Here is a 24,971-nt window from a genome sequence, read left to right on the forward strand (position 1 = left end):
TCGGGGCCCGCGGGCGGGGCTCAGGGGCGGTCGAGCAGCGTGCCCTGGGGCGGGGTGAACTCGCCGTCGGCGACGATGCGCCGGCCGCGCAGCCAGGTGGACTTGACGACGCCGTGCAGCGTGCGCCCGGCGTACGCGGTGACCCGGTTGCGGTGCTGGAGTCCCGCCGGGTCGACGGTGAAGGTCTCGTCGGGGGCGAGGACCGCGAAGTCGGCGTCGTGGCCGGGGGCGATGGCGCCCTTGCGGCCGTCGAGTCCGACGAGGGCGGCGGTGCGCGCGGACATCCAGCGCACGACGTCCTCCAGGGTGTGGCCGCGCCTGCGGGCCTCGGTCCACACGGCGGGCAGGCTGAGCTGGAGGCCGGAAATGCCGCCCCAGGCGGTGGCGAAGTCGCCGGTCTTCAGGTCGGCCGTGGAGGGCGAGTGGTCGGTGACGACGCAGTCGATGGTGCCGTCGGCGAGCGCCGCCCACAGCAGGTCCTGGTTGGCGGCCTCCCGGATCGGCGGGCAGCACTTGAACTCGCTGGCGCCGTCGGGGACTTCCTCGGCGGTGAGGGTGAGGTAGTGCGGGCAGGTCTCCACGGTGATCCGGACGCCGTCGGCGCGGGCGGCGCGGATCAGCGGCAGCGCGTCGCTGGAGGACAGGTGCAGCACGTGCACCCGGGCGTCCAGCCGGCGGGCGTGGGCGATCAGCGCGGCGATGGCGGTGTCCTCGGCGTCGCGCGGGCGCGAGGCGAGGAAGTCGGCGTAGCGGGGGCCGCCCTGCTGCGGGGCGGCGGCCAGGTGGTGCGGGTCCTCGGCGTGCACGATCAGGAGGCCGCCGAAGCCGGCGATCTCGGCGAGCGAGCGGGCGAGTTGCTCCTGGTCGAGGTGCGGGAACTCGTCCACGCCGGACGGGGAGAGGAACGCCTTGAAGCCGAAGACCCCGGCGTCGTGCAGCGGGCGCAGGTCCTTGACGTTGTCGGGCAGCGCGCCGCCCCAGAAGCCGACGTCGATGTGCGCCTTGTCGCGGGCCACGTCCCGCTTGATCCGCAGGTGCTCGACGGTGGTGGTCGGCGGCAGGGAGTTGAGCGGCATGTCGACGAGGGTGGTGATGCCGCCGGCGGCCGCGGCGCGGGTGGCGGTCCAGAAGCCCTCCCACTCGGTGCGGCCCGGATCGTTGACGTGCACATGAGTGTCGACCAGGCCGGGCAGCAGCACGTCGTCGCCGACGTCCACCAGGCGCGCGCCGGCCGGGACCCCGGCGTCGTACGGCAGTACGGCCGTGATCGTCCCGGCGGACACGGCGACCGCGGCGGCCCGTGTCCCCTCCGGGGTGATGACGCGCGTCGAGCGCAGCACCAGTTCAGCGTCGGACACCCGGACCCCTTTCTGTACCGCCGTCGGACGCCCAGGGCATTGACGCCCGAGGAACGGGATATACGGCCACGAAACGGATTTCAACGTTCTGTTGAAGGAGTCTTCACTCCCGGTTCGGTGCCGTCAAGAGGCGTCCGCCCGGCGACGGCGCAGCGACGGGCACCCTGGACGTTTCCACAAAGCGGAATTAGAATTCCAGCAAGCAGAACGTAGCTCCGCACAAACGGGGAGTCAACCGCCCGCCGGGTAGGCTGCTGTCCCTCCGCCCGCCCCGAAAGGAACGTGCCGTGCCGACGTCGAGCGCCAGCACCCCCGAATCCGCCAAGGTCTCCGGCGGTGGCGGGGTCCAGTCCCTTGAGCGCGCCTTCGACCTGCTGGAACGGATGGCGGACGCGGGTGGCGAGGTCGGCCTCAGCGAGCTGTCCGCGACCAGCGGGCTGCCGCTGCCCACCATCCACCGGCTGATGCGCACGTTGGTCGCCTGCGGCTATGTGCGCCAGCAGCCCAACCGGCGGTACGCGCTCGGCCCACGGCTCATCCGGCTCGGCGAGTCGGCCGCCCGGTTGCTCGGCACCTGGGCGCGGCCTTACCTGGCGCGGCTCGTGGAGGAGACCGGCGAGACCGCGAACATGGCGCTGCTGGACGGCGACGAGATCGTGTACGTGGCGCAGGTGCCGTCCAAGCACTCGATGCGGATGTTCACCGAGGTCGGCCGCCGGGTGCTGCCGCACTCCACCGGCGTCGGCAAGGCGCTGCTGTCGGCGGTGCCGGACGACGAGGTGCGGGCGCTGCTGGGCCGGACCGGGATGCCCGCGGCGACGGACAAGACGATCACCACGCCGGAGGGCTTCCTCGACGCACTGGCGGAGGTGCGCAGCCAGGGGTACGCCGTGGACGACAACGAGCAGGAGATCGGGGTGCGCTGCCTCGCCGTCTGCGTGCCCGACTCCCCGACGGCCGCGGCGATCTCCATCTCGGGTCCGGCGGGCCGGGTGACCGAGGCCGCGACGGAGAAGATCGTGCCGATGCTCCAGCAGGTCGCGGCCGAGCTGTCGCGGTCGCTGGCGAGCTCCGGCGCGTAGGCCCGCGGGTCCGGCCGCTCCGGAACGGGAGTCGGTGATGAGGGAGCCCGGCGTACGGGAGCTGTTCGAGGTCATCGCGCACACCGCCCGGCTCCGCGAGGTCGAGCGGCACAACCACGCCACCCCGGAGCGCCGGGAGAGCGTCGCCGAGCACTCCTGGCATCTGGCGCTGGTCTGCTGGCTGCTGCACGCCGAGTTCGAGCGGGAGGCCGGCCGGCCGCTGGACCTGGCGCGGATGATCAAAATGTGCCTGATGCACGACCTGGTGGAGATCGACACCGGTGACCCCTCGGCCTGGAGCGGCGGCGACCGCGGCGAGAAGGCCCGGCGGGAGGAGGCCGTCGCGCTGCGGCGGTTCGGCGCGCTGCCGGGTGACCTGGCGGGCGAGTTCCTGGAGCTGTGGCACGAGTACGAGCGGGGGGACACGGCCGAGGCACGCCTGGTGCGGGGCGTGGACCGGCTCAACCCTGCCCTGATGCGCCTGCTCACCGGGCAGGGCTGGCACGGCGTGCCGGCCGGCGCCGAGGAGCTGGACCGGCTCCAGCTGCCCCGTGTGGAGGTGAGCGGGACGCTGACCGCGCTGTACCGGCACATCCGCGAACAGGCTCAGGAGCGGGGGCTGTTCGCGTCGGAGGGCTGATCCGGGCGGGGCAGCAGGCCCCGCGGCGCGGGTTCTCCGAACAGGTCCACCGCCGCCCTGACCTGCCGCAGCGCCCCCGACAGGGCGCTCATCGAGCCGATGGCGCCCGCGAGGAGCAGCAGGGAGCCGCGCAGCCGGGGTATCTCCGGGAAGCCGTCGCGGGCCATGGCGGCGAGCGCCGCCAGTTCCTCCTCCGCGATCGCGCGGTCCGGGAAGTCCGCGCGTACAGCGGCCAGTTCGCGGCGTAAGCGGGACACCGCCGTACGCAGCTCCGCCACCCTCGGGTCCTCTTCACCGCCGGCCCCCGGCCTGTGCCCCAAGCTCCGCAAAGCAGCCCTCCCCAGGCATGCCACGCCGTCGTGCGCGGGCCAGTAAACGCCACCCGGCCCGCGGAGCGCCACAGGGCGGGCCGAAATTCGGCCCGCGGCATCCCGGCAGCCGGGCCCCGGCCGGGTATGCAGGACCCATGACGGACATCCAGGACCCCACCGCGCAGGTCGCCGGTCTCGTGCTGGCCGCCGGGGGCGGCAGACGGCTCGGCGGACGACCCAAGGCACTGCTCGAACACCGGGGGCGACCGCTGGTCGAACACGCGGTGGGGGTGCTGCGGGCGGCCGGGGCCGCACGGATCCATGTCGTGCTGGGCGCGCGCGCCGGCGACGTGCGCGAGCGGGCGGACCTGGCCGGCTGCGTCCTCGTGGACAACCCGGACTGGGAGCGGGGCATGGGCTCCTCGCTGCGCGCCGGACTCGCCGCGCTCGCCCGGACGGACGCACGGGCGGCCCTGGTCCTCCTGGTCGACCAGCCGGGCATCGGCCCCGAGGCGGTGGCGCGGGTCCTCGGGGCGTACGACGGCGAGCACGCGCTGGTCTCGGCGGCGTACGACGGCACGCGCGGGCATCCCGTGCTGTTCGGGGCGGCCCACTGGGCGGGGATCGCCGAGGCCGCCACCGGGGACCGGGGCGCCCGCGCCTATCTGAAGGCCCACGAGGACGCCGTCCACTTGGTGGAGTGCGCGGATGTGGCGCGGCCGTACGACATCGACACCGAGGCCGACCTGAGCCACCTTGAGTGAACGGGGGTGTCGCCGGCCGGGTCCGTGGCACCCGGCGTCAGCTTGCCTCGACCCGGAGAATCTCGACATCAACAAACCATTGAAGTTCCACAATGAGGAAACTAGTATCCACTGCTCAGAAGCGTCCGGCCGCACAGCGGGCGCGATTCATCCCTTTCGTGCCTCTTGGCACGTGGTGCCACCGCTGAAGGAAGTGACAGCTCATGTCCGCACCAGCGCCGTCCCCGCTGGCCATCGTCGACGCCGAGCCCCTGCCCCGGCAGGAAGAGGTCCTCACGGACGCGGCGCTCGCCTTCGTGGCGGAGCTGCACCGGCGGTTCACCCCGCGCCGTGACGAACTCCTGGCCCGCCGGGCCGAGCGCCGCGCCGAGATCGCCCGCACCTCCACGCTCGACTTCCTGCCGGAGACCGCCGCCATCCGCGCGGACGACTCCTGGCGGGTCGCCCCGGCCCCGGCCGCGCTGGACGACCGGCGCGTCGAGATCACCGGCCCCACCGACCGCAAGATGACCATCAACGCGCTCAACTCGGGCGCCCGGGTCTGGCTCGCCGACTTCGAGGACGCCTCCGCGCCCACCTGGGAGAACGTCGTCCTCGGCCAGCTCAACCTGATCGCCGCGTACACCCGCACCATCGACTTCACCGATCCCAGGTCCGGCAAGTCGTACGCGCTGCGGCCGAACGAGGAGCTGGCGACCGTCGTCATGCGCCCGCGCGGCTGGCACCTGGACGAGCGGCACCTCGCCGACGCCGACGGCCGCCATGTGCCCGGCGCGTTCGTGGACTTCGGCCTGTACTTCTTCCACAACGCCCAGCGACTGCTGGACCTCGGCAAGGGCCCGTACTTCTACCTGCCGAAGACCGAGTCGCACCTGGAAGCCCGCCTGTGGAACGACGTGTTCGTGTTCGCGCAGGACTACCTGGGCATCCCGCAGGGCACCATCCGCGCCACCGTGCTGATCGAGACCATCACGGCGGCGTACGAGATGGAGGAGATCCTCTACGAACTGCGCGACCACGCTTCGGGGCTGAACGCGGGACGCTGGGACTACCTGTTCTCCATCGTGAAGAACTTCCGTGACGGCGGGCCCAAGTTCGTCCTGCCGGACCGCAACGCGGTGACGATGACCGCCCCGTTCATGCGCGCCTACACCGAACTCCTCGTGCGCACCTGCCACAAGCGCGGCGCGCACGCCATCGGCGGCATGGCGGCCTTCATCCCCTCCCGCCGGGACGCGGAGGTCAACAAGGTGGCCTTCGAGAAGGTCCGCGCCGACAAGGACCGCGAGGCGGACGACGGTTTCGACGGCTCCTGGGTCGCCCACCCCGACCTGGTGCCCATCGCCATGGAGTCCTTCGACCGGGTCCTCGGCGACAAGCCGAACCAGAAGGACCGGCTGCGCGAGGACGTGCACGTGACGGCCGCCGACCTGATCGCCGTCGACTCGCTGGAGGCGAAACCGACGTACGCCGGCCTGGTCAACGCCGTGCAGGTGGGCATCCGTTACATCGAGGCGTGGCTGCGCGGCCTCGGCGCGGTCGCCATCTTCAACCTCATGGAGGACGCGGCCACCGCCGAGATCTCCCGCTCCCAGATCTGGCAGTGGATCAACGCGGGCGTCGAGTTCGAGAACGGCGAGAAGGCGACGCCCGAGCTGGCCCGCAAGGTCGCCGCCGAGGAACTCGATCACATCCGCAAGGAGATCGGCGAGGAAGCCTTCGCCGCCGGGCACTGGCAGGAGGCACACGACCTGCTGCTGCGGGTGTCCCTGGACGAGGACTACGCCGACTTCCTGACCCTGCCGGCGTACGAGCAGCTCAAGGGCTGAGCCCTGGGGGACGGTCCGGGTGGCTCGGGGCTCGCCCCGGGCCACCCCGCCTTTTCCCGCCCGGTTCCCCGTCCGCCGTCAGCGCAGGTGGATCGCCCCGTCGTGTTCCACCGCCGGCTTTCCGTGCAGGTCGGGTACCTGCTTCAGCCAGTCCGGGCGGCCCGCGCGGGTGCGGGCGGCGCGGGCGGCGTCCTCGGCGGCGACCTGCTCGCGGCTCGGGAAGTCCGCGGGCAGCCACTCGGCCGACAGCCGCACGCGGGCCAGGAGATAGCCGACGTAGGCGTCCCGCACGTCGTCGGGCGTGGCGAACCCGGCGTCCTCGGCCAGCCACGCGTCCGGCACGTCGGCGACGATGGCCCGCAGCAGCTCCTCGGTGACGCGCGGGGCGAGTTCGGCGTCGGCGGCGCGGACGTCGGGGCCGTACGGGCCGAGGGCGTGGTGGCGGAAGTCGTAGCGCTTGCCCGGAGCCGTGGTGTCCCAGCGGTGGTGGAAGACGAGGGCGGCGCCGTGGTCGATGAGCCACAGCCGCGGCGGCACGGTGCCGAGCGTGGGCCACACCATCAGGTTGGAGCTGTGCACGGTGCGGTCGACGTTGACGGTCAGCGCGTCCAGCCACACCACGCGGCCCGCCTCCAGCGGGTCCACCGGGAAGTCGCGGGCCAGCTCCGGGGTGAGGTCGCGGGCGCCCGGCAGGTAGTCCATGCCGAGGTTCACCCCGGCGCTCGCGCTGTGCAGGTCGCGCACCTCCTGGTGCGGCTCCGCGTCGGCGACGGCCGGGTCGAAGTGGACGAGGACCAGCTCCGGGAACCGCAGCCCGAGCGCACGGGCCAGCTCCCCGACCACCACCTCCGCGACCAGCGCCTTGTGCCCCTGCGCCGAGCCGGTGAACTTCACGACGTACGTGCCCAGGTCGTCGGCCTCGACGATGCCGGGGACCGAGCCGCCGGAGCGCAGGGGTTCGACGTAGCGGGTCGCGGTGACCTCTCTCAGCATCGTTCGCGGCCCCACAGATCGTCTGCCTTGCTTCGCACGGTCGGCTCCGAGGCGGTGCGTCGGGCCGGGGCGGCTCCCCGGCCCGATCGATTATCCCCCGCGGCGACGGACCGCCCGGCGCGGTGTCCGCTCCGCGGAGCGGTTGCGTGACATCCCTCACAGGAAGGGGGCCACTAGGCGGCCCGGATAGTAGACGCCCCTTCGATGACATAGGGGATTTGTCCGTCTTGGGGCCGACGCGGGCCGCTCGACGGGCGAGGGCCTCCGGCGGGTGGAGCGGCCGTCCCTACTCGTCCAGGCAGCAGTGCTTTTGACGGTCCGCCGGATGGAGGCAAAGATCGCGATCGTGAAGTCGGCATCTTCGTGGGCGCCTGGCAAGGGTGCCGCGCGGCTACGAGGACGGGTCGTAGCCGGGCTCGTTGCGGTCCTGACCGGCACATGCTGAGACTGGGCGCTCGGCGATCACCGAGCGAGGTTCACACCATGGGCAAGCACCGCAAGACGCAGCACTTCCGGCGAATGGTCATCGGCGCCGTGGCGATCGGCGCGGTGGGCGTGCCGTCCGTCGCCCTGGCCTGTACGGACTGGCCGTCCGGCACGGCCGGGCAGAGCGCGGCCACGGACGCCACCCCCGTCGCACCGGCAAACACCCTCGTGCCCGCGGACACCCCCGCGCCCACGGACACGCCCGTGCCCGCAGGGACGGCGATACCCCAGCAGCCCGGCACCCCCCTGGCGATACCGACGCGGCGGGCGCACCCCCACCACCACGTACTGAAGGCCGCCGGCGCACCGGCCGCCACCCCGTCGGCCGGCACTCCCCCGGCCGACCAGACCGCGCAGACCGCGCAGACCGCGGCGGCCCCGGCGTCCGCCCCCGCCGCGACCAGCGCTCCCGTGACGACCACGCCGGCCGCCCCCGCCTCCGGCGTCGCCGCGCAGATCGTGCAACTCGTCAACGCCGAGCGCGCGAAGGCCGGTTGCCGGCCGCTCACCCTTGACGACAAGCTGACCAAGGCCGCGCAGGCGCACAGCGCGGACATGGCGGCCCACCAGAACATGTCGCACACCGGCTCCGACGGCTCCGACCCGGGCACCCGGATCACGCGGGCGGGGTACTCCTGGAGCGCGTACGGCGAGAACGTCGCCTACGGCTACTCCACCGCCGCCGAGGTCATGGAGGGCTGGATGTCCAGCCCCGGCCACCGGGCCAACATCCTCGACTGCGGGTTCCAGGAGATCGGGGTCGGTCTCGCGCAGCCCGGCAGCTACTGGACACAGGACTTCGGCACGGCCCGGTGAGCCGCCGGCCGTACGACGCGGGTCAGCCGTCGGCGAGCGGGTTGCGCAGCGGCAGATAGCGGGCGTCCGCCCCGTCCGCTCCCGTCCACCGCAGCAGCAGGTTGGTCTTGCCCGGCAGCGTCGGCGAGGCCAGCAGGGCGGGGATCTCCGGCAGGTCGTGCCGGGCGAGTGACCGGCGTACGGCGGGCCAGGGGTCGTACCCGCGGTGGTGCTCGGCCAGCGCGGCGGCGATCTCCATCAGGTGGTTGACCAGCAGGCAGTACACCAGCCGCTCCCAGCCGGCGGCACGCGGCACGTCCGGGAGCAGCTTGACGCCCTCGGCGTCCCGGAACAGCGCCTGCACGGGCGTACCGGCCGCGTCCACCGCGACCAGGGTGTTCTGGAGGTGTGCCTCCAGGACGACGCCGTGGGTGTCGAACGCGGTCAGCGCGGGCGGCACGACCTGGGCCAGGTACGCCTCCCACCAGGCCGCCGGGTCCGCCGCCGCGGTCAGCGGGCTGCCCTCGAAGCCCTCGGCGAGGCCGGCGGCGAGCAGCGGCACGGCGCCCGGCAGCAGATGGGCGCGCAGCCCGTCGCGGACCACCACGGCCAGCTCCTCGTACGCGAAGGCGGCGGTGCGGTGGCCGCGGTCGGCGAGCCAGGCGGCGCTCGTGCCCGTCGCGGCTCCCATCGCGGCGAAGGCGCGCGCGGCGGCGGTGTCGGTACGGCGCAGCCGGCGCAGGTCGTGCCGCCAGAGCCGGCGGATGTCGTTGGTGATGCGCACGTCCAGGCTGAACTTGAGGAACAGGTCGGCCCGCGGCTCGTACACCGTGCGGACGGCCGCCGTCGGCCAGGTGTCGAAGGCGGTGGTGCCGAGCCGGACCAGGCGGCCGTCGGCGAAGGCGGGGGCGAGGGTGTCGGCGACCAGGTCGAGCTGCCAGGGGTGGGCGGGCAGCAGCCGGTAGCCGGGCGGCGCGCTGCCCAGCGCGTCCAGGGCGCGCAGGTCGCCCTCCTCGGCCACCTGGTCCGCGCGCACCCCGAGCAGCACCAGCGGGAAGCGGGCGTGCGCCTCGGGGGCGTACGGCAGCCAGGACGCGACCGGGCCGCCCCCGCGCGCCTTGGGCGCCGGGTGGTAGGGGTGGCCGGTGATCAGGGACTGCTCGGAGCGCAGATAGGGGTCGTCGGGCGGGGCCGTGCGGGCGCGGGCGGCGAGCAGCGCGGCGACGGCCTCCCGGCTGTCGATCATCTCGGCGGGCAGGTCGCCGCCGGGCAGCCCGGTGTCCCGGCGCAGTTCCTCGGCGACGAGTTTGACCAGTTCGGGGTGGTCGAGGCGGTGCCAGGCGCCGGCCGCGAACACCTCGGGCTCGGCGGGCCGGCGGCCGGGGCGCACGCGCAGCAGCCGCCCGGTGCCGGGCAGCCGGTGGGCCGGCCGCTCGCCGGGGGCGGCGGGCAGCGGCTCGGCCACCTCCCGGAGCAGGCAGTTGAGCAGGGGGGCGGCCGCATAGGCGTCGGCGAGCCGGCCGACGGCGGCTGCGGGAGGCTTGGGGTCCACGCGTTCCATTCGTTCTTCGGCGGCGTTCTTCTGGGAGCCGTTCTCCTTCGAGCGTCGCACCCCTGGGGGGTGCGTTCTTCGCAGGGGCCCGGAAGCGATCAGTATGGCTTCGTATCCGGCCATGGTGCCGTCCTGCGACCATGGTGCCGTCTTCCGTACCCGGCCATCGTGCCCCGTACCGGCCGCGACCGAGGAGCCGTCCGTGTCCCACTCCCCCACCGCCGAGGCCGAGGTCGCCGCGGAGCTGAGGGCCGTACGCCCCGGACTGCTGCCCCGGTACCAGGCCGAGCTGCCCGGCGCCCGCGCGGCCGTGCTGACCCGGCTGTGGCGGGGCCTCGCGCACGAGCCGCTGCCCTGGATCACCGGCCGGACGCGCGGCGCGGGCGGCCTGGCGCTGCGGCTGCCCGGCGGCCGGACGCTGTACGGGCCGCACGCGGACCCGTACGCCACGCACGCCTACGCCGGCGCCGTGCGGCTGGACCGGGAGCGGTACGAGGATCCGGCCCGGCTGATGGCTCGGCTGGCGGCCGGTGGCGTGGCGGGGCCGGGGGCCGAGGGCTTCGCGGCGGAGCTGGGGCACAGCGTGGCCTCGCTGGCGCTGTCCCGCGCCGTCGCCGGTCACCCGGCGGACTTGCCGGTGGGGGGCCGCGCGGCCGGAGGTCCGGAGCGTGACTGGGAGTGGGAGCAGCGGGTGGTCGACGGGCACCCCTTCCATCCCAACTGCCGTTCCCGGCCCGGTCTGTCGGTCGCGGAGCAGCTCGCGTACGCCCCGGAGCACCGGCCCGTGGTACGGCTCGGCACGCTGCCGGTGCCGGCCGCCGAGTGCCTGGTGACCGGCGCCTGGCCCAAGGAACTGCGGGACGGGGGGCGGCTGTTGGTGCCGGTGCACCCGTGGCAGGCGGCGCATGTGCTCAAGCGGTCGTACGACGACTGGTGCGCGGCCCATCCGCTGATGTCCCTACGGACGCTGGCCGTGCCCGGCGGGCCCCATGTGAAGACGGCGCTGAGCGCCCGGCTGACCTCCTCGGTGCGGGACATCTCGCCGTACTCGGTCGAGGCGGCGGCGGTGCTGTCCGACTTCGCGGCCGAACTGGCCGGGTACACCGGCGGGTTGCTGCATGTCACCCGCACCCTGGGGGCGGTCGCCGCCGGGGGTCCCGACCTGGCCGCGCTGCTGCGGGAGTCCCCCGAGGGGTACGCGGGGCCGGGCGAGCGGGTCCTGCCGGTGGCCGTGCTCGCCACCACGCGGCTGCCCCACAACCCCGAGTGGCTGGCCGCGTTCACCCGGCTCGCGCTCACCGTGGGGCTGCGGCTGCTCGATCTGGGGGTGGCCCTGGAGGCGCACGGGCAGAACCTCCTGGTGGTGCTGGACGCCGACGGGACACCGCGGCGGTTGGTCTACCGGGATCTGGCCGACATCCGGATCAGTCCGGCCCGCCTCGCCCGGCACGGCATCGCGCCACCGCCGCTGGCCGGACGGCTGGTCACCGACGACGAAACCGCCCTGCGCCGCAAGCTGTTCGGCTCCCTGGTGGCGGGCGCGCTGGCCTCGGTGGCGGGCTCCGGTCCGGCGCTCGGGGCGGCGCTGGCGGCGGTCGTACCGGAACTGCCGGGCACGCCCGATCTCGCGGCGCTGTGCAAAGGTCCGGTGCCCGCGAAGGCGTTGATGCTGATGCGGCTGTCGCCGGGGACACCGGGCGACCAGTGGACGACCCTGCCCCACCCGCTCGTTTTGGAGCCCGGCACGGTTGATCAATAGGATCCGTCGATGATCAGAAGACAACGGCTGGCGGTAGGAGTGTGCGCTCTGCTCGCCGCCCTGACGGCCGGGCTCGCGTTCCCGGCCGCGGCGTCCGCCGACGAGACGGAGCAGGCCGCCCCGAAGGTCGAACTGGTGCTGGATGTCAGCGGATCCATGCGGACCCGTGACATCGACGGCGGCACCCGGATGGCGGCGGCGAAGCAGGCGTTCGACGACGTGCTCGACGCCACCCCGCAGGACGTGGAACTCGGCATCCGCACCCTCGGCGCCAACTACCCCGGAAACGACCGCAAGGAAGGCTGCAAGGACACCGCGCGGCTGTACCCGGTCGGCCCGCTGGACCGGACCGACGCGAAGACCGCGGTGGCCACGCTCCAGCCCACCGGCTGGACGCCGATCGGACCCGCGCTGCTGAAGGCGGCGGACGACCTCAAGGGCGGTTCCGGTACCCGCCGGATCGTGCTGATCAGCGACGGCGAGGACACCTGTCAGCCGCTGGACCCGTGCGAGGTGGCCCGCGAGATAGCCGCCAAGGGCATCGGCCTGACCATCGACACGCTCGGCCTGGTGCCCGACTCCAAGACCCGCGACCAGCTCAGCTGCATCGCGGACGCCACCGGCGGCACGTACACCTCCGTGCAGCACAAGGAGGAACTGACCGACCGGGTGGGCCAGTTGGTGCACCGGGCGGCCGATCCGGTGGTGACGCCCGTGGCCACCACCGGCGCCGGGCAGTGCGCGAGCGCGCCGACCCTGAAGTCCGGCCTGTACACCGACCGCGCGGCCTTCGGGCAGCAGCGCTGGTACAAGGTCGACGTCCAGCCCGGCCAGGAGCTGCGCGCCTCGGTGAGCGTCGCGGACGACCGGGCCGTGAACCCCTCCTACGGGGTGCTGTTGCGGGCGGTGACCCTCAAGGGGCGGGAGATCGTGCGCGGTGAGGCGGCCGGTACCGGGCGAACCGACATGATCTCCACCGGCCTGCGCTACCCGAAGCCGTCGAGCGACGACGACAACGCGCCGGCGGAGACGGTGTGCCTGGAGGTCGCGCACTCCTTCTCGGCGCCCGCGGGCGTGAAGACCACGCCGGGTCTGCCGCTGGAGCTGACCGTGGACGTGGTGAACGGTCCCCACCAGGCGCACGACGTGGCCTCGTTCGGGCTCGGGCGCGGCTGGTGGCTGCTGGGCACGCTGGTGCTCGTCGGCTTCGTCGCGGGTGTGGTGTGGGGCTGGCTGTCGCGCTGGCGGATCGCGATCTGGAGGACGAACTGATGCGGGCTGCACGCATATTGAGCGCCCTGGGCACGACGCTGCTGGCGCTCGGGCTGGCCGCGGGCCCGGCCGCCGCCGACTCCTCGCCCTCCCCCAGCGCCTCCGACGGCTCCGGGAACTCGGCGCCCACGCAGGCGGGCACGTCCTTCCGCACCGCGACCGAGCTCCAGCAGGGGCAGCGGGCCACGGCCTCCGGGTCCACCGGTGACTACCTGTACTGGTCGTTCCCCGCGGACACCGGGCAGCGGCCGACGGTCAGGGCGACCGTGAAGCTGCCGCAGACGCACGGTGCCGAGACCTGGCAGCTCGACGTGTTCGACGGGCTGCGCCGCCACCAGTCCTGCCAGTACGGCGCCTCCTCCCGCACCGCCGGACAGGGTGCGGGATCGGTCGAGTTGGCCTGTGTGCTGCGTACCGTGCGCGGCTGGGCGGAGCCGTGGTCCAACGACCCGCTGCCCGGTACGTACTACGTCCGGCTGACGGTCGTGGACCTCGGCGCGGCGGATCTCGGCCAGCCGGTGAACGCGCAGGTCCAGGTGGACTCCAAGGACATCGGCGGCTCCTCGGCCGTCGACGGCTCCCTGGGCAAGCCGCTCGTCCCCGGCATCGCGGTCAAGTCCGAGGCGCAGGGCGACGATTCCAGGACCGCCGTGCTCTCCAGCTTCGGCTCCCGTGACGGCTGGTCCTCCGGCTGGTGGTCCGACCGCTGGGTGTGGACGGGCATCGGCGCGGTGCTCGCGGCGCTGGCCGGCATCGGCGGGTACGCGCTGACGCGGGGCCACGGGCGTCCACCGACCGTCTGACCTCGCCGTAGCGCCACAGCGGAGTCTCGGCGTCCGGCTGTGGGGAAGGGCCCGCCCGCGTGGCGGGCCTTTTTCCTGCCCTCGCCCCGGCCGCCCGCCGCAGCCGATAACTTGGCGGCATGTCCGCGTTCATACAACAGCTTCCGGCGCTGGTCGGGGTCGTCATCGGGGCCATCGGCTCGTACCTGGCCATCGCCCGCGGCGACCGCATCCGCTTCCACCGCGAGCGGTCGGCCCGCTGGGAGGAGCGGCGGCTGGCGATCTACGCCGAGTACGCGAGGGCGCTCAAGCAGTCCGTCACCCTGGCCTACCGGATCGCGGCGCACCTGGGCATCGACCCGCACCCGCACCCGCTGTCCCCCGAGGAGGCCGCCTCCCAGCTGGCGGAGGCGACCGATGCCCGCGACCCCGCCGGGGAGGCGCTGCTCATGCTCGGCAGCACCGGCGTGGTGGACAAGGCCCGCGAGTGGGTCGTCGCGGTGATGGACATGGAGCGGTTCCTGCGCGACGGCACCCCCGAACCCGAGATCTGGGCGACCCTGATGACACGGCAGCGCGCCGCCCGCGAGGCGTACTACGCGGCCGTCCGGCGCGACCTCGGGCTGCCGCCCGGCCACTCGGCCGAATGGAGCCTGCCGGCATCCTCGTGAACCCACCGGCGCCGGCCGGGAGTTCGCTCACTCCTCCCGCAGCGCCTTCGCCACCGGCCCCTCGCCCTCCACCGTGACATCGCCCGCGCGCAGGGCCGCCGGGAGGGGAAGGGCGCCGCGGGCGACGGCCTCGGAGACCGGGGTCGTCAGGATGAGGCGCGCGTCCGCGGGGGTGGGCGCGGGGCCGTCGCCGTACACCGGCACCGCGTCCGCCGGCCCCAGGCCCGCCCGGACATGGAACTCGCCCTCCTCCAGGCTGACTTCGATCAGCCCCCGCACGCCGAGTCCCTCCAGGGCGCGCAGCACCGGCAGCGCGAACCAGTGGGCGCGGACCGCGTCCGTCGGGCGGCGTTCGCCGAGTTCGGTCTCGCCCCAGGCGCCGAACGCCTGGAGGACCGGCAGCAACACACGTCCCCGTGCGGTGAGTTCGTAGACCGTGGCCGCACCGGGCGGCGGCAGTCGGCGCTTGCCGGCCAGGCCGTCGCGTTCCATGTCCCGCAGCCGGGAGGCGAGGACGTCGGTGCTCACGCCGGGCAGATCCGCGTGCAGATCGGTGTAGCGACGCGGGCCGGCGAGCAGTTCCCGGACGATCAGCAGGGTCCAGCGGTCGCCCACGAGGTCGAGCGCGCGGGCCGCGGAGCAGTACTGGTCGTAGCTTCGGCGAGGTGGCATGCGACGCAGTCTAGACACCTTGTTGGACTTTCCAAGCTCCCGCTTGGTAAAACCAAGCAACACGAGTTCCGGGAGGGACGCATGGAGTTCCGGCAGTCGAACAAGCTCAGCGAGGTCTGTTACGAGATCCGCGGCCCGGTGATCGAGCACGCCGACGCGCTGGAGGAGGCGGGCCACAGCGTGCTGCGCCTGAACACCGGCAACCCCGCGGCCTTCGGCTTCGAGGCACCGGAGGAGATCCTCCAGGACATGATCCGGATGCTGCCGCGGGCCCACGGCTACACGGACTCCCGCGGTGTGCTCTCCGCCCGCCGCGCCGTCGCCCAGCGCTACCAGCACCTGGGCCTCGAAGTCGACGTGGACGACGTGTACTTGGGCAACGGCGTCTCCGAGCTGGTCTCCATGGCCGTACAGGCGCTCGTCGAGGACGGCGACGAGATCCTCATCCCCGCGCCGGACTTCCCGCTGTGGACGGCGGTGACCACGCTGGCCGGCGGCAAGGCCGTGCACTACCTGTGCGACGAGGGGGCCGACTGGAACCCGGACCTCGCCGACATGGCCGCGAAGATCACGGACCGCACCAAGGCCGTGGTCATCATCAACCCCAACAACCCCACGGGCGCGGTGTATCCGAAGGAGGTCGTGGAGGGCATCCTGGACCTCGCCCGCCGGCACGGTTTGATGGTGTTCGCGGACGAGATCTACGACCAGATCCTGTACGACGACGCCGTGCACCACTCGGCCGCCGCCCTCGCCCCCGACCTGGTCGTCCTCACCTTCTGCGGGCTGTCCAAGACGTACCGCGTGGCGGGCTTCCGCTCCGGCTGGCTGGTCGTCACCGGCCCCCGGCAGCACGCGAAGGACTACCTGGAGGGGCTGACCATGCTCGCCTCCATGCGGCTGTGCGCCAACGCGCCCGCGCAGTACGCCATCCAGGCCGCGCTCGGCGGGCGCCAGTCGATCCGTGAACTCACGGTGGCCGGCGGGCGGTTGTACGAGCAGCGCACGGTGGCCTGGGAGAAGCTCAATGAGATCCCCGGCGTCTCCTGCGTCAAGCCCAGGGGCGCCCTGTACGCCTTCCCGCGCCTCGACCCCAAGGTGCACCGCATCCACGACGACGAGAAGTTCGTCCTGGACCTGCTGCTGCGCGAGAAGATCCAGGTCGTCCAGGGCACCGGCTTCAACTGGCCCTCACCCGACCACTTCCGCATCCTCACCCTCCCCCAGGCCGACGACCTGGAGGCGGCGATCGGCAGGATCGGGCGGTTCCTCGGGGGGTACCGGCAGTAGGGGGCCGCGCGCTACGGCAGGCGCGGTCACACGCCGCACCACTGACCGGTGGCCGCCGTGCGCACATCGGCGGCCAGCACGTCCGGGTCGGTGTGCCACAGCAGCACGGAGACGCCGAGCGCGCCCGTGGTGCCGGTGTGGGTCTGCCGGGCGGCCCGGCGGACGTGCACGAGCCGTTTGCTCGTCGTCTCGGGGGTGTGCCGGTAGCGCTCGCCCGGCATAACGGGGATCCATACCCAGGCGGCCTGCGTGCCCGTGGGGCTCGGGGCGGGGACGGGCAGATCGGCCTGGAGGGCGAGATTGGCCTCCTCCAGGTTCAACCCCGCGTGCAGGCGGGCGAGTTCGGAGACCAGCGCGCCGGGGGCGCGCCCGGCGACCTCCACGACGACCAGCTCGCCCTCGCCGTCGACGGCGAACTCGGTGTGCACCACGAAGGCGCCCTCGGCACCGAGGGCGGCGACCACCGCGCGGTTCAACTCATGCGCGCGACGGGACAGTTCGCTGCCGAACGGGATGGTCCAGCCACCCAGTCTGCGGCCCTCGGGCAGGTCGAGCAGGGGGCCGAGGTACGTGCCGGTCTGGACCGGGTTGGGCACACCGTCACGGACCAGGGTGTTGACGTGGTGGAAGGTGCCGTCGAGGAACTCCTCGACCTGCCAGCCCTGTTCGCCCCGGCGCCCGGCGAGCCAGTCGCGCAGCTCGGGCTCCGTGCGGAGGATCGCGACGCCGCGCGAGTTGGCCTCCCGGCGGGGCTTGGCGACGGCCGGCAGTCCGATGGTGCCGGTGACGAGCGCGGTGCCGGGCTCCGGGTCCGGTACCCCGTCGGTGAGGGCGAGGAAGCGCGGCACGCGCACGCCGGCCGCGGCGAGGCGCTCCTTCATCAGCACCTTGTCGATGTAGTGCGCGGGGCGGGCCGGGTGCCGCGCGGGCAGGCCGAACTCGGCGCGCAGCTCGGCGCAGGAGATGAGGCAGTACTCGTCGTTGGTGACGATCTGCACCGCCCGGTCCCCGGCGAGGCGCCGGATCTCCGTGGCCCAGGTGTCGCGCGGCGCCCGGTGCACGGCCGGTGCCGTGCCCGGCGCGTCCTCGCGCAGCACGTCCTCGCCGTCGGCGTCGGTGAGGACGACGGTCTCCCAGCGCGCCGGGTCGAAGGTGGCCGCCGGGTCGGTGGTGAGCGGCTGCCGGGAGTGCAGGAGCACCGCCAGGGGGCGCGGGGCGGCGGCGTCCACCGGGCGGGGAGCGGGGGAAGAGGTCATGATCGGCCTGTCGGGTCGGCGCCGTCGCGGGCGGTCGGGGTGCGGGCGGCGGTCATGGGCGGTCCGGCGTCGGGGTGCCGCGGGCGTGTGCCGCCCGTCGCCGTAACAGGGTGCGGCGGGCCCGCCGGGGCCGGGGAACGGAGCGCCGTGAAAGTCCTCCGGCCGGAGCCGTACCGAGAACCGCCCCCGAGGTGGCCCGCGGTCATGCGGTCGCCGTCGATGATTCCCCCCTGAGCCTGCGGGCCCGTCAAGACGCACGGGCTTCGGCTGTCATCTCCGGGGAGTCAATCACCGCGGGTCCGGCCGGGGCAAGCGGTTCCGGCGGCACCCGGCGAAACGCGCTCCCCGTCGAAGGGGACCATCTGGCGCAGTCCGTCCTGCGGCGGCCGGGCCCCCGTGACACGGTGCTGCCAGACGAGCAGGAAGGCGCGGGGATGGGTGACCTCTTTCTCGTCCGGCACGGTGAGACCGAGTGGTCGCGGTCCGGACGGCACACCGGCTGGACCGACGTGCCCCTGACCGAACACGGCCGGCAGGAGGCGCGCCGGCTGGTGCCCCTGATCCGCTCGCACCGCATCGGCGCCGCCTTCGTCAGCCCCCTGCGGCGCGCCCGCGAGACCGCCGAGCTGATCGGCGTCCCCGACGCGCGCGTCGACGCCGACCTGCACGAATGGGACTACGGCGGCTACGAGGGCGTCACCACGGCGGAGATCCAGCGCACCCGCCCCGGCTGGTTCCTGTTCACCGACGGCGTCGCACCGGGCCCGCCCGGCCATCCCGGCGAGAGCCCGGAACAGGTCGGCGAGCGCGCCGACCGGGTGCTGTCCAAGGTCGACGCGGCCCTGTGCGACACCGAGGGCGTGGTGCTGCTCGTCGCCCACGGCCACTTCCTGCGCGTCCTGACCGCGCGCCACCTGGGCCTGTCCGCCCGCCACGGCGCCCTCTTCCAACTGGCCACCGGCACGCTGTGCCGCCTCGGTACGGAGCGTGGCCGGCCGGTGATCGCGGGCTGGAACATCCGGCCGAGCTGAGCGGTACGGCCCGTACCGCGCCCCTTGTCAGACCCTCGTCCTACGCTTCCCTCCGAGCCGCCGAACCCGCGGCCCGCCCCGGCGACACCCGGAGGGAGCGCATCGTGAGCCGAGAGCCGACCGCCGCCCAGCGGCGGGTGATCGACGCCGCCGACCCGGTCACCGGCCGACTGCGCGGCGCGGAGGCGCAGTTGACGGCGCTGGTGCGGCGGGGCCTCGCCTTCCGCCACCCGCGCCCGCCGCACGACCACTTCCTGACCCCGGCGGGGCAGCGGGTACGGGAGGCAGCGCCGGAGCCACGTATCCGGCAGGCGCCGGCCGAGCCCCCGCCGCGACCGGCGGCCGGCCTCGGGACCGGGGTGTTCGCCGCCCGGGTCGGCGGACCGGAGGAGGCTGCCCCCGCCTCGGACGCCGTACGCCTGCGCGAGGTGCGCGGCGCCTGGCAGGGCCTGCTGGAGCTGCGCCGGATGACCAACCCGGACGGCTCGGTGGACCGTCCGTGCGACTGGGAGCGCGGCCATCTGGTGCGGGCCGCCGCCCTCACCCTGGAGGCGGCCGGACACCGCCCGGAGACGGCGTCCGCCCCCGGCTACCGGGTGCGCCCGACCCCCCAGCCGGAGGCGGTCGCCGTGTACGCGCCGGACGCGGCGGCCCTGTCGGCCTGCGCGGACACGCTGGAGCGGGCCGGGTGGCAGCCGGGCGAGTACACCGCGCCGCGGACCCGGACCCGCTATCTGCTGGCGTCCCCGCGCCGTACCTGACCCGCGGGCGGCCTCCGCACCGTGCGTGGAAGGATCGGCGGTCAGACAGCGCCGCCGTACCGGAGCAAGAGGGAACAGCCGTGAGCGAACCGTTTTCCGTCCGTGTCACCGTCCGCGGGTACGAGACCGATGTCCAGGGCCACCTGAACCAGGCCGTATATCTGAACTACGCCGAGCATGCCCGCTGGTCGCTGCTCCAGGCCGCCGGCATCGGCCAGACCGCCCTGGTGCGGACCGGCGTCGGCCCCGTGGTCCTGGAGACGACCATCCGCTACCTTCGCGAACTCCTCGCCGGCGACGAACTGGACGTCACCTGCGCCTTCGAGTGGACCGCCGGCAAGACCTTCAAGGTCCACCAGGAGCTGCGCAAGACCGACGGCACCCTGGCCGCCGAAGTCACGGGCGTCGGCGGCCTCTTGGACCTGAAGGCACGCAAGCTGGTCGCCGACCCCGCCGGAATCTTCAGGGAACTCGCGAGCGATCCGGCGCTGTTCGGGCTGTGACCCACCGGACCACCACGCCCGGTATGGGGCGCGGCGACCGCCGCACCCCGTACCGGAGGCGTCAGTGCGCCGACGCCAACTCCTCCCCCGCCTCCATCGGATGTGTGACGTCCTGTGCGTCGCGGCTCCGGCCGAGGTGGTTGAAGACCAGGTTGAGCAGGACCGCCGTGACGCAGCCCGTGGAGATTCCCGAGTCCAGGACGATCCGGGCGGTGGCCGGGAAGGCGTGGTAGAAGTCCGGCGCGGTGATCGGCACGATGCCGACGGCCAGGGAGACCGCGACGATCAGGACGTTGTTGTCCTTGTCCAGACCGGCGCGTACCAGGGTCTGGATGCCGCTCGCGGCGACCGAGCCGAACAGGACGACGCCCGCGCCGCCGAGGACGGGGCGGGGGACGACGGCGATCAGGGACGCGGCCGCCGGGCACAGGCCCATCAGGACGAGGAAGCCGCCGCCGAAGGCCACGACGAAGCGGCTGCGGATGCGGGTCATGGCGACCAGGCCGATGTTCTGGGCGAAGGCGCTGCACATGAAGCCGTTGAAGAGGGGGCTGAGGGCGGAGCCCAGGGTGTCGGCGCGCAGGCCGGCCGCGATGGTCCGCTCGTCGGAGGGACGCTCCACGATCTCCCCGAGGGCCAGCATGTCGGCGGTGGACTCCGTCATGGAGACCACCATCACCACGCACATCGACAGGATCGCGGCGATGTGGAACTGCGGGGCGCCGAAGTGGAACGGCGTCGGGAAGCCGACCAGATCGGCCGCCGCGACCGGGGAGAAGTCGGTGGCCCCGAACGGTATCGCGATCAGCGTGCCGACGATCAGGCCGAGCAGTACGGCGATCTGCTTGAGGAACCCGCGGGTGAAGCGGCGCAGCAGCAGGACGATCAGCAGGGTGATGCCGGCCAGGGTGAGGTTGGTGGTGGAGCCGTAGTCGTGGGCCGCCGGGTCGGGGCCCTGGGCCCAGCCGAAGGCGACCGGGAGCAGGGAGACGCCGATCAGGGTGATGACCGAACCGGTGACGACCGGCGGGAAGAAGCGGACGGCCTTGCAGAACACCGGCGCGGCGAGGAAGCCGAGGAATCCGGCGACCATGACCGCGCCGAAGATCATCGGCAGCGCGTCGGACTTGTCCTTGGCGGAGGCGATGATCGCCGTCATGGGGGCGACACCGGCGAAGGTGACGCCGTTGACGAAGGGCAGCCGGGCGCCGATCTTCCAGAATCCGAGGGTCTGGAGGAACGTGGCGAGCCCCGCCGTGAACAGGCAGGCGCCGGTGAGAAAGGTGAGGCCGGTACCGGACAGACCGGCGGCCGCGCCGACGATCAGGGGCGGGGCGACGACCCCCGCGTACATGGCGGCCACATGCTGGAGGCCGCTGGTCGCCATCTTCAGGGCGGGGAGTTTCTCGTCCACCGGGTGGACGGGGACTGGCGCTGCTTCGGCGGGTTGGGCGGACACGGCGGGCTCCTCCGGTCGGTTAAGACACGTCGGCTGTGGACGTGGGTTTCAGGGAGGTGGGGCGCGACGGTCGTGCGGGACCGGGGGACCCGTGGGGGGTCGTGAACGGGACCCCTGGGGGTCGTGTATCGGGAACCGTTCCGGGGCGCGCACGCTCGCGCGCGCCCCGGAGCCGGCCGCCGTGGGCCCCGCTCGGGTCCACGGCTGCCGGCCGGGAGCCGTCCCTCCCGGCCGGAGTCGGGGGGCTCAGCCCTGGGCGGCGAGCTGCGCGAGGCGCCGGGCCTCGTCGCGGGTGGCGCGGGCGACGGCGTCCTCGTCGACGGTCAGCAGGCGGCCGTCCGCGACGATCTGACGACCGTTCACGAACGACGCGGTGACCGGGGCGGCCGCGCCGAAGACCAGCGCGGTCACCGGGTCGGCGATGGAGGCGTGGGCCAGTGTGTCCAGCTTCCACAGCACCACGTCGGCCAGCTTGCCCGCCTCCAGCGAGCCGGTCTCGGCGGCCCGGCCGAGCACGCGGGCGCCCCCGTGGGTGCCGAGCCGCAGCGCCTGGCGGGCGTTCAGCGCCGCCTCCTTGTGGGCGCCGAGCCGGTTGATGAGCAGGGCGTTGCGCAGCTCGGTGTGGAGTTCGCCGGACTCGTTGGAGGCGGTGCCGTCGACGCCGAGGCCGACCGGGACGCCGGCGGCGAGCATGTCGGGGACCCGTGCGATGCCCGCGGCGAGCCGGGCGTTGGACGAGGGGCAGTGGGCCACACCGGTCCTGGTGCGGGCGAAGGCCGCGATGTCGGAGTCGTTCATGTGGACGCAGTGCGCCATCCACACGTCCTCGCCCAGCCAGCCCGTGGACTCGAAGTAGTCGGTGGGACCCATGCCGAACAGCTCGTGGCAGAACTTCTCCTCCTCCACGGTCTCCGAGCCGTGCGTGTGCAGCCGTACCCCCAGTCGGCGGGCCAACTCGGCGGCGCTGCGCAGGAGTTCGGTGGAGACGGAGAAGGGGGAGCAGGGGGCCACGGCGACCTGGGTCATGGCGTCGAAGGAGGGGTCGTGGTGCTCCTTGACGGTGGCCTCGGTCGCGGCGAGCGCACCGTCCAGGCTCTCCACGGCGAAGTCCGGGGGCAGTCCGCCGTCCGACTCGCCGCGGTCCATGGAGCCGCGGGCGAGGGTGAAGCGGACGCCCGTCTCGCGGGCGGCGCGGATGATCGCGCCAGACAGGTCACCGGTGCCGCGCGGGTAGACGTAGTGGTGGTCCATGGCGGTGGTGACGCCGCCGCGGGCCATCATGGCGAGCGAGCCCTGGGCCGCCGTGTAGGCCATGGGCTCGTCGATGCGCGCCCAGATCGGATAGAGCGCGACCAGCCAGTCGAACAGGTTGTGGTCGGTGGCCAGACCGCGGGTGATCCACTGGTAGAAGTGGTGGTGGGTGTTGATCAGGCCGGGGGTCGCGAGATGTCCCCTCGCGTCGATCCGGCGGACCACGTTCTCCAGGTTCTCGGGGGCCGACCCCGCGCCGAGCGCCTCGATGCGGTTGCCGGCGAGGACCAGGTACCCGGAGGCGTACTCGGTGTCGTCGGCGTCGACGGTCGCGATCGAACAGTTCTCGATGACGATGCGCTGGGCTGCTGCCATGTTTCGTCCTTTTCGCTCAGCGGACTTCTGTGGGGAGGGCACGGCAGGACCCTGGGGAGATTTGAGTGCCGCGGCCGGGCTCCGGTGGGGTGGTACCCCGGCCGCGGGTGCCGAAAAGGAGGTCGATCAGAGTGCGGGGGAAATCAGAGGTTGGTGAGGTCCGCCGGGATGCGCGGCTCGCAGCCGTCCCGCAGGACGGTCGCCTCGATCAGGCCGTAGGGCCGGTCGGCGGCGTAGTAGACCTCGTTGTCGTTCTTGAGCCCGAACGGCTCCAGGTCGACCAGGAAGTGGTGCTTGTTGGGCAGTGAGAAGCGGACCTCGTCGATCTCGCTCCGGTTGTTGATGATGCGCGCGCCCATCTGGTACATGGTCTGCTGGAGGGAGAGCGAGTAGGTCTCCGCGAAGGCCTGGAGCATGTGCTTCTTGACCTGCTCGTACGACTTCTCCCAGTGCGGCATCTTCTGCTCGTCGTCGGTCCAGTTGAACCGCCAGCGGGCGGCGACGGAGGTCGCCAGGATGCGGTCGTGGGTCTCCTGGAGGGTCGTGTACTTGTCCTTGACGTAGCCCCAGAACTCGGAGTTGGTCGAGTTCATGACGGTCAGGTCCTTGAGGCCGGAGACGACCTCCCAGGACGAGCCGTCGTAGGTGATCTGGGTCAGCCGGGTCTCCTGGCCCTTGCGGACGAAGGAGTGCTTGACCTCGTCGGCGCCGATGAACCTGGAGCTGGCGTCGGAGGTGGCGATCCGCTCCCAGGCGTACTCCTCGATCCGGATCCGGGCGCGGTGGATCGGCTCCTGCGAGGTGACGAAGTGGCGGGCGAGGTGGATGCCGAACTGCTCGGCGGACTCGATGCCGTGCTCCTTGGCGAACGCGAACACCGTGTTCTTGGTGGTGTCGGTCGGCAGCACATGGGCGTTGGAACCGGAGTAGTGGACGTCCTCCATGTCGCCGCTCAGCGCCACGGAGACATTGAGGTCCTTGATGTGATGGGTGGCGCCGTCCCGCGTGATCTTGACGACTCGGTTCTCTGCCTTGCCGTACTGGTTCTGGCCCAGGATCACAGGGCGGGCAGGGCGGGAATTGACGGTCATGTAGCTAGCTCCCTCGGTAAACGGAGTAGCCGAACGGGTTGAGCAGCAGCGGTACGTGGTAGTGCTCGCCCGGTACGACGGCGAAGGTGATCGCCACTTCCGGGAAGAACACGGCCGGTCCGCTGTCCCGATTCGCGGGGGCGTCCTGCTGCGCATCGGCTTGCTGGTTCGCAGATTGCTCTCGGAAGTACGGCTCCACGGCGAAGTCGAGCCGCACCTGGGTGGTACCCGCCGGTGGGGCCGGCAGATCCTTGCACCGGCCGTCGGCATCGGTCGCGGAGCCGCCGAGCGATCGCCAGTCCGCGTCCCCGTCCGAGCGGGCGGAGAGGTGGACGGCGACGCCCTCGGCGGGGCGGCCGATCGAGGTGTCCAGGATGTGCGTGGACACGGAGGCGGTGGTGCTGGTGCTCATGGGTCAGGCGTCCTCTTCGACGAGTCGGGCCAGTCGGATGCGGTTGATCTTCCCCAGCTCGGCGCGGACGATCTCCCGCTCCCGCTCCGGCGCGTTGCCGATCCGCTCCTTGACCGCGTCCCGCATCCGCTCGCCGGTCAGACCGGTGGCGCAGATGAGGAAGACGTGCCCGAACCTCTCCTGGTAGGCCAGGTTGAGTTCGAGCATCTGGGCCTTGAGCTCCTCGGACGCGCCGGCCATGCCGCGCTGCTCGCGGGCCGAGGCCGGGTCGCCCGGCCGGGGCCGCCCGATCGGCGGGTGCCCGGCCATCGCCTCCGCCAGGTCGGCGGCGGTCAGCTCGGCCAGGGCGGCGTCGCTGGCGGCGTAGAGCTCGTCGGCGGTGGCGTAGGGGCGTGCGGCGGTCAGCCGTCGTACCCACGTCGTGGAGGCGCACGCCTCGTGGAGGGCGGCGGCGGCCGCCCGCTCCTCCAGATCGTTGAACCGGGCCAGACCCGGGGGCGTGGAAGTCGACGTCACGGGAGCCTCCGTGGCCGGATTCGGCCTTCGTGCTGAACGGGCTGCCGATAGCTAACGCCC

24 protein-coding genes are annotated in these 24,971 nt (G+C 73.1%); 13 read left to right on the forward strand and 11 right to left on the reverse strand.

Translation table 11 applies throughout. The features are described 5' to 3' along the window. Positions 1-20: 20 nt before the first annotated feature. Positions 21-1,358, reverse strand: coding sequence for an allantoinase AllB (gene allB, locus ACE4Q9_RS06630; protein WP_397983280.1), 1,338 nt, complete (start codon positions 1,356-1,358; stop codon positions 21-23). 287 nt (positions 1,359-1,645) lie between these two features. Between allB and ACE4Q9_RS06635 the strand changes: the two genes are divergently transcribed. Together ACE4Q9_RS06635 and ACE4Q9_RS06640 are read left to right on the forward strand one after the other, a co-directional pair. Next, a complete protein-coding gene (locus ACE4Q9_RS06635) occupies positions 1,646-2,440 on the forward strand; it encodes an IclR family transcriptional regulator (protein ID WP_397983281.1) in 795 nt (264 codons plus the stop codon). Positions 2,441-2,477: 37 nt separating this feature from the next. Next, positions 2,478-3,080 carry an HD domain-containing protein gene (locus ACE4Q9_RS06640; protein ID WP_397983282.1) on the forward strand — a complete coding sequence of 201 codons (603 nt, stop codon included), beginning with the start codon at positions 2,478-2,480 and terminating at the stop codon, positions 3,078-3,080. Here the strand turns inward: ACE4Q9_RS06640 and ACE4Q9_RS06645 are convergent. Then, entirely contained in the window at positions 3,047-3,409 is a 363-nt protein-coding gene (locus ACE4Q9_RS06645; protein ID WP_397983283.1) for a DUF5955 family protein, read from the reverse strand. The two genes, ACE4Q9_RS06640 and ACE4Q9_RS06645, sit on opposite strands and share 34 nt — an antisense overlap. 137 nt (positions 3,410-3,546) lie before the next feature. Between ACE4Q9_RS06645 and ACE4Q9_RS06650 the strand changes: the two genes are divergently transcribed. Together ACE4Q9_RS06650 and aceB are read left to right on the forward strand one after the other, a co-directional pair. Then, positions 3,547-4,155, forward strand: a complete 609-nt coding sequence (locus ACE4Q9_RS06650; RefSeq protein WP_397983284.1) for an NTP transferase domain-containing protein — start codon at positions 3,547-3,549, stop codon at positions 4,153-4,155. A 203-nt stretch (positions 4,156-4,358) separates the two neighbouring features. Further along, on the forward strand, positions 4,359-5,984 hold the full coding sequence (gene aceB, locus ACE4Q9_RS06655; protein ID WP_397983285.1) for a malate synthase A: 1,626 nt from the start codon (positions 4,359-4,361) through the stop codon (positions 5,982-5,984). Positions 5,985-6,062: 78 nt separating this feature from the next. On the opposite strand, the gene ACE4Q9_RS06660 is transcribed toward aceB, so the two are convergent. Next, positions 6,063-6,977: a HipA family kinase gene (locus ACE4Q9_RS06660; protein ID WP_397983286.1), complete on the reverse strand. Its 915-nt coding sequence runs from the start codon at positions 6,975-6,977 to the stop codon at positions 6,063-6,065. A 483-nt stretch (positions 6,978-7,460) separates the two neighbouring features. On the opposite strand from ACE4Q9_RS06660, the gene ACE4Q9_RS06665 reads away from it, so the two are divergent. Continuing rightward, positions 7,461-8,279 carry a CAP domain-containing protein gene (locus tag ACE4Q9_RS06665; protein WP_397983287.1) on the forward strand — a complete coding sequence of 273 codons (819 nt, stop codon included), beginning with the start codon at positions 7,461-7,463 and terminating at the stop codon, positions 8,277-8,279. 22 nt (positions 8,280-8,301) lie between these two features. Here ACE4Q9_RS06665 and ACE4Q9_RS06670 read toward each other — a convergent pair whose 3' ends face one another. Beyond that, positions 8,302-9,819, reverse strand: coding sequence for an IucA/IucC family protein (locus tag ACE4Q9_RS06670; protein ID WP_397987141.1), 1,518 nt, complete (start codon positions 9,817-9,819; stop codon positions 8,302-8,304). A gap of 193 nt (positions 9,820-10,012) precedes the next feature. On the opposite strand from ACE4Q9_RS06670, the gene ACE4Q9_RS06675 reads away from it, so the two are divergent. The 4 genes from ACE4Q9_RS06675 to ACE4Q9_RS06690 all read left to right on the forward strand — a co-directional run bounded on the left by ACE4Q9_RS06675 (position 10,013) and on the right by ACE4Q9_RS06690 (position 14,294). After that, complete coding sequence (locus ACE4Q9_RS06675; protein ID WP_397983288.1) at positions 10,013-11,569, forward strand: IucA/IucC family protein; 1,557 nt, start codon at positions 10,013-10,015, stop codon at positions 11,567-11,569. Between the two features lie 9 nt (positions 11,570-11,578). Then, positions 11,579-12,841, forward strand: coding sequence for a VWA domain-containing protein (locus tag ACE4Q9_RS06680; protein WP_397983289.1), 1,263 nt, complete (start codon positions 11,579-11,581; stop codon positions 12,839-12,841). Beyond that, positions 12,841-13,644 (forward strand): hypothetical protein, encoded by an 804-nt coding sequence (locus tag ACE4Q9_RS06685; protein WP_397983290.1) that lies wholly within the window; start codon positions 12,841-12,843, stop codon positions 13,642-13,644. The genes ACE4Q9_RS06680 and ACE4Q9_RS06685 overlap by 1 nt, the downstream gene beginning before the upstream one ends. Before the next feature lie 119 nt (positions 13,645-13,763). Further along, positions 13,764-14,294 carry a hypothetical protein gene (locus ACE4Q9_RS06690; protein ID WP_397983291.1) on the forward strand — a complete coding sequence of 177 codons (531 nt, stop codon included), beginning with the start codon at positions 13,764-13,766 and terminating at the stop codon, positions 14,292-14,294. A gap of 27 nt (positions 14,295-14,321) precedes the next feature. On the opposite strand, the gene ACE4Q9_RS06695 is transcribed toward ACE4Q9_RS06690, so the two are convergent. Beyond that, positions 14,322-14,966: a winged helix-turn-helix transcriptional regulator gene (locus ACE4Q9_RS06695; protein ID WP_397983292.1), complete on the reverse strand. Its 645-nt coding sequence runs from the start codon at positions 14,964-14,966 to the stop codon at positions 14,322-14,324. A gap of 81 nt (positions 14,967-15,047) precedes the next feature. Here ACE4Q9_RS06695 and ACE4Q9_RS06700 point away from each other — a divergent pair, with 81 nt between their 5' ends. Further along, entirely contained in the window at positions 15,048-16,256 is a 1,209-nt protein-coding gene (locus ACE4Q9_RS06700) for a pyridoxal phosphate-dependent aminotransferase (RefSeq protein ID WP_397983293.1), read from the forward strand. A 26-nt stretch (positions 16,257-16,282) separates the two neighbouring features. Here the strand turns inward: ACE4Q9_RS06700 and ACE4Q9_RS06705 are convergent, their stop codons facing one another. Continuing rightward, positions 16,283-17,512 carry an acetyl-CoA carboxylase biotin carboxylase subunit family protein gene (locus ACE4Q9_RS06705; protein WP_397983294.1) on the reverse strand — a complete coding sequence of 410 codons (1,230 nt, stop codon included), beginning with the start codon at positions 17,510-17,512 and terminating at the stop codon, positions 16,283-16,285. Positions 17,513-17,946: 434 nt separating this feature from the next. Between ACE4Q9_RS06705 and ACE4Q9_RS06710 the strand changes: the two genes are divergently transcribed. The 3 genes from ACE4Q9_RS06710 to ACE4Q9_RS06720 all read left to right on the forward strand — a co-directional run bounded on the left by ACE4Q9_RS06710 (position 17,947) and on the right by ACE4Q9_RS06720 (position 19,807). After that, positions 17,947-18,543: a histidine phosphatase family protein gene (locus ACE4Q9_RS06710; RefSeq protein WP_397983295.1), complete on the forward strand. Its 597-nt coding sequence runs from the start codon at positions 17,947-17,949 to the stop codon at positions 18,541-18,543. 104 nt (positions 18,544-18,647) lie between these two features. After that, a complete protein-coding gene (locus tag ACE4Q9_RS06715) occupies positions 18,648-19,304 on the forward strand; it encodes a hypothetical protein (protein ID WP_397983296.1) in 657 nt (218 codons plus the stop codon). Between the two features lie 80 nt (positions 19,305-19,384). Beyond that, positions 19,385-19,807, forward strand: coding sequence for an acyl-CoA thioesterase (locus ACE4Q9_RS06720; protein WP_397983297.1), 423 nt, complete (start codon positions 19,385-19,387; stop codon positions 19,805-19,807). Between the two features lie 61 nt (positions 19,808-19,868). Here the strand turns inward: ACE4Q9_RS06720 and ACE4Q9_RS06725 are convergent, their stop codons facing one another. The 5 genes from ACE4Q9_RS06725 to uraD form a co-directional block, all read right to left on the reverse strand. Continuing rightward, positions 19,869-21,194: a nucleobase:cation symporter-2 family protein gene (locus tag ACE4Q9_RS06725; protein WP_397987142.1), complete on the reverse strand. Its 1,326-nt coding sequence runs from the start codon at positions 21,192-21,194 to the stop codon at positions 19,869-19,871. Positions 21,195-21,512: 318 nt separating this feature from the next. Next, a complete protein-coding gene (locus tag ACE4Q9_RS06730; RefSeq protein ID WP_397983298.1) occupies positions 21,513-22,892 on the reverse strand; it encodes an 8-oxoguanine deaminase in 1,380 nt (459 codons plus the stop codon). 143 nt (positions 22,893-23,035) lie between these two features. Then, positions 23,036-23,983, reverse strand: coding sequence for a factor-independent urate hydroxylase (gene pucL, locus ACE4Q9_RS06735; RefSeq protein WP_397983299.1), 948 nt, complete (start codon positions 23,981-23,983; stop codon positions 23,036-23,038). 4 nt (positions 23,984-23,987) lie between these two features. Next, entirely contained in the window at positions 23,988-24,395 is a 408-nt protein-coding gene (uraH, locus tag ACE4Q9_RS06740) for a hydroxyisourate hydrolase (RefSeq protein ID WP_397983300.1), read from the reverse strand. Positions 24,396-24,398: 3 nt separating this feature from the next. Then, positions 24,399-24,911: a 2-oxo-4-hydroxy-4-carboxy-5-ureidoimidazoline decarboxylase gene (uraD, locus tag ACE4Q9_RS06745; protein WP_397983301.1), complete on the reverse strand. Its 513-nt coding sequence runs from the start codon at positions 24,909-24,911 to the stop codon at positions 24,399-24,401. Between the last annotated feature and the right edge of the window lie 60 nt (positions 24,912-24,971).

This window comes from Streptomyces sp. AM6-12, from assembly GCF_044327085.1.
Classification (GTDB): Bacteria; Actinomycetota; Actinomycetes; order Streptomycetales; family Streptomycetaceae; genus Streptomyces.

Coding starts and splice junctions, on each gene's coding strand:
- ACE4Q9_RS06640 (WP_397983282.1), top strand. CDS start 2,478: ATGAGGGAGCCCGGCGTACGGGAGCTGTTCGAGGTCATCGCGCACACC.
- ACE4Q9_RS06650 (WP_397983284.1), top strand. CDS start 3,547: ATGACGGACATCCAGGACCCCACCGCGCAGGTCGCCGGTCTCGTGCTG.
- ACE4Q9_RS06665 (WP_397983287.1), top strand. CDS start 7,461: ATGGGCAAGCACCGCAAGACGCAGCACTTCCGGCGAATGGTCATCGGC.
- ACE4Q9_RS06670 (WP_397987141.1), bottom strand. CDS start 9,819: ATGGAACGCGTGGACCCCAAGCCTCCCGCAGCCGCCGTCGGCCGGCTC.
- aceB (WP_397983285.1), top strand. CDS start 4,359: ATGTCCGCACCAGCGCCGTCCCCGCTGGCCATCGTCGACGCCGAGCCC.
- ACE4Q9_RS06660 (WP_397983286.1), bottom strand. CDS start 6,977: ATGCTGAGAGAGGTCACCGCGACCCGCTACGTCGAACCCCTGCGCTCC.
- ACE4Q9_RS06730 (WP_397983298.1), bottom strand. CDS start 22,892: ATGGCAGCAGCCCAGCGCATCGTCATCGAGAACTGTTCGATCGCGACC.
- ACE4Q9_RS06680 (WP_397983289.1), top strand. CDS start 11,579: ATGATCAGAAGACAACGGCTGGCGGTAGGAGTGTGCGCTCTGCTCGCC.
- pucL (WP_397983299.1), bottom strand. CDS start 23,983: ATGACCGTCAATTCCCGCCCTGCCCGCCCTGTGATCCTGGGCCAGAAC.
- uraH (WP_397983300.1), bottom strand. CDS start 24,395: ATGAGCACCAGCACCACCGCCTCCGTGTCCACGCACATCCTGGACACC.
- ACE4Q9_RS06690 (WP_397983291.1), top strand. CDS start 13,764: ATGTCCGCGTTCATACAACAGCTTCCGGCGCTGGTCGGGGTCGTCATC.
- ACE4Q9_RS06705 (WP_397983294.1), bottom strand. CDS start 17,512: ATGACCTCTTCCCCCGCTCCCCGCCCGGTGGACGCCGCCGCCCCGCGC.
- ACE4Q9_RS06700 (WP_397983293.1), top strand. CDS start 15,048: ATGGAGTTCCGGCAGTCGAACAAGCTCAGCGAGGTCTGTTACGAGATC.
- ACE4Q9_RS06695 (WP_397983292.1), bottom strand. CDS start 14,966: ATGCCACCTCGCCGAAGCTACGACCAGTACTGCTCCGCGGCCCGCGCG.
- ACE4Q9_RS06710 (WP_397983295.1), top strand. CDS start 17,947: ATGGGTGACCTCTTTCTCGTCCGGCACGGTGAGACCGAGTGGTCGCGG.
- ACE4Q9_RS06685 (WP_397983290.1), top strand. CDS start 12,841: ATGCGGGCTGCACGCATATTGAGCGCCCTGGGCACGACGCTGCTGGCG.
- ACE4Q9_RS06725 (WP_397987142.1), bottom strand. CDS start 21,194: ATGGCGACCAGCGGCCTCCAGCATGTGGCCGCCATGTACGCGGGGGTC.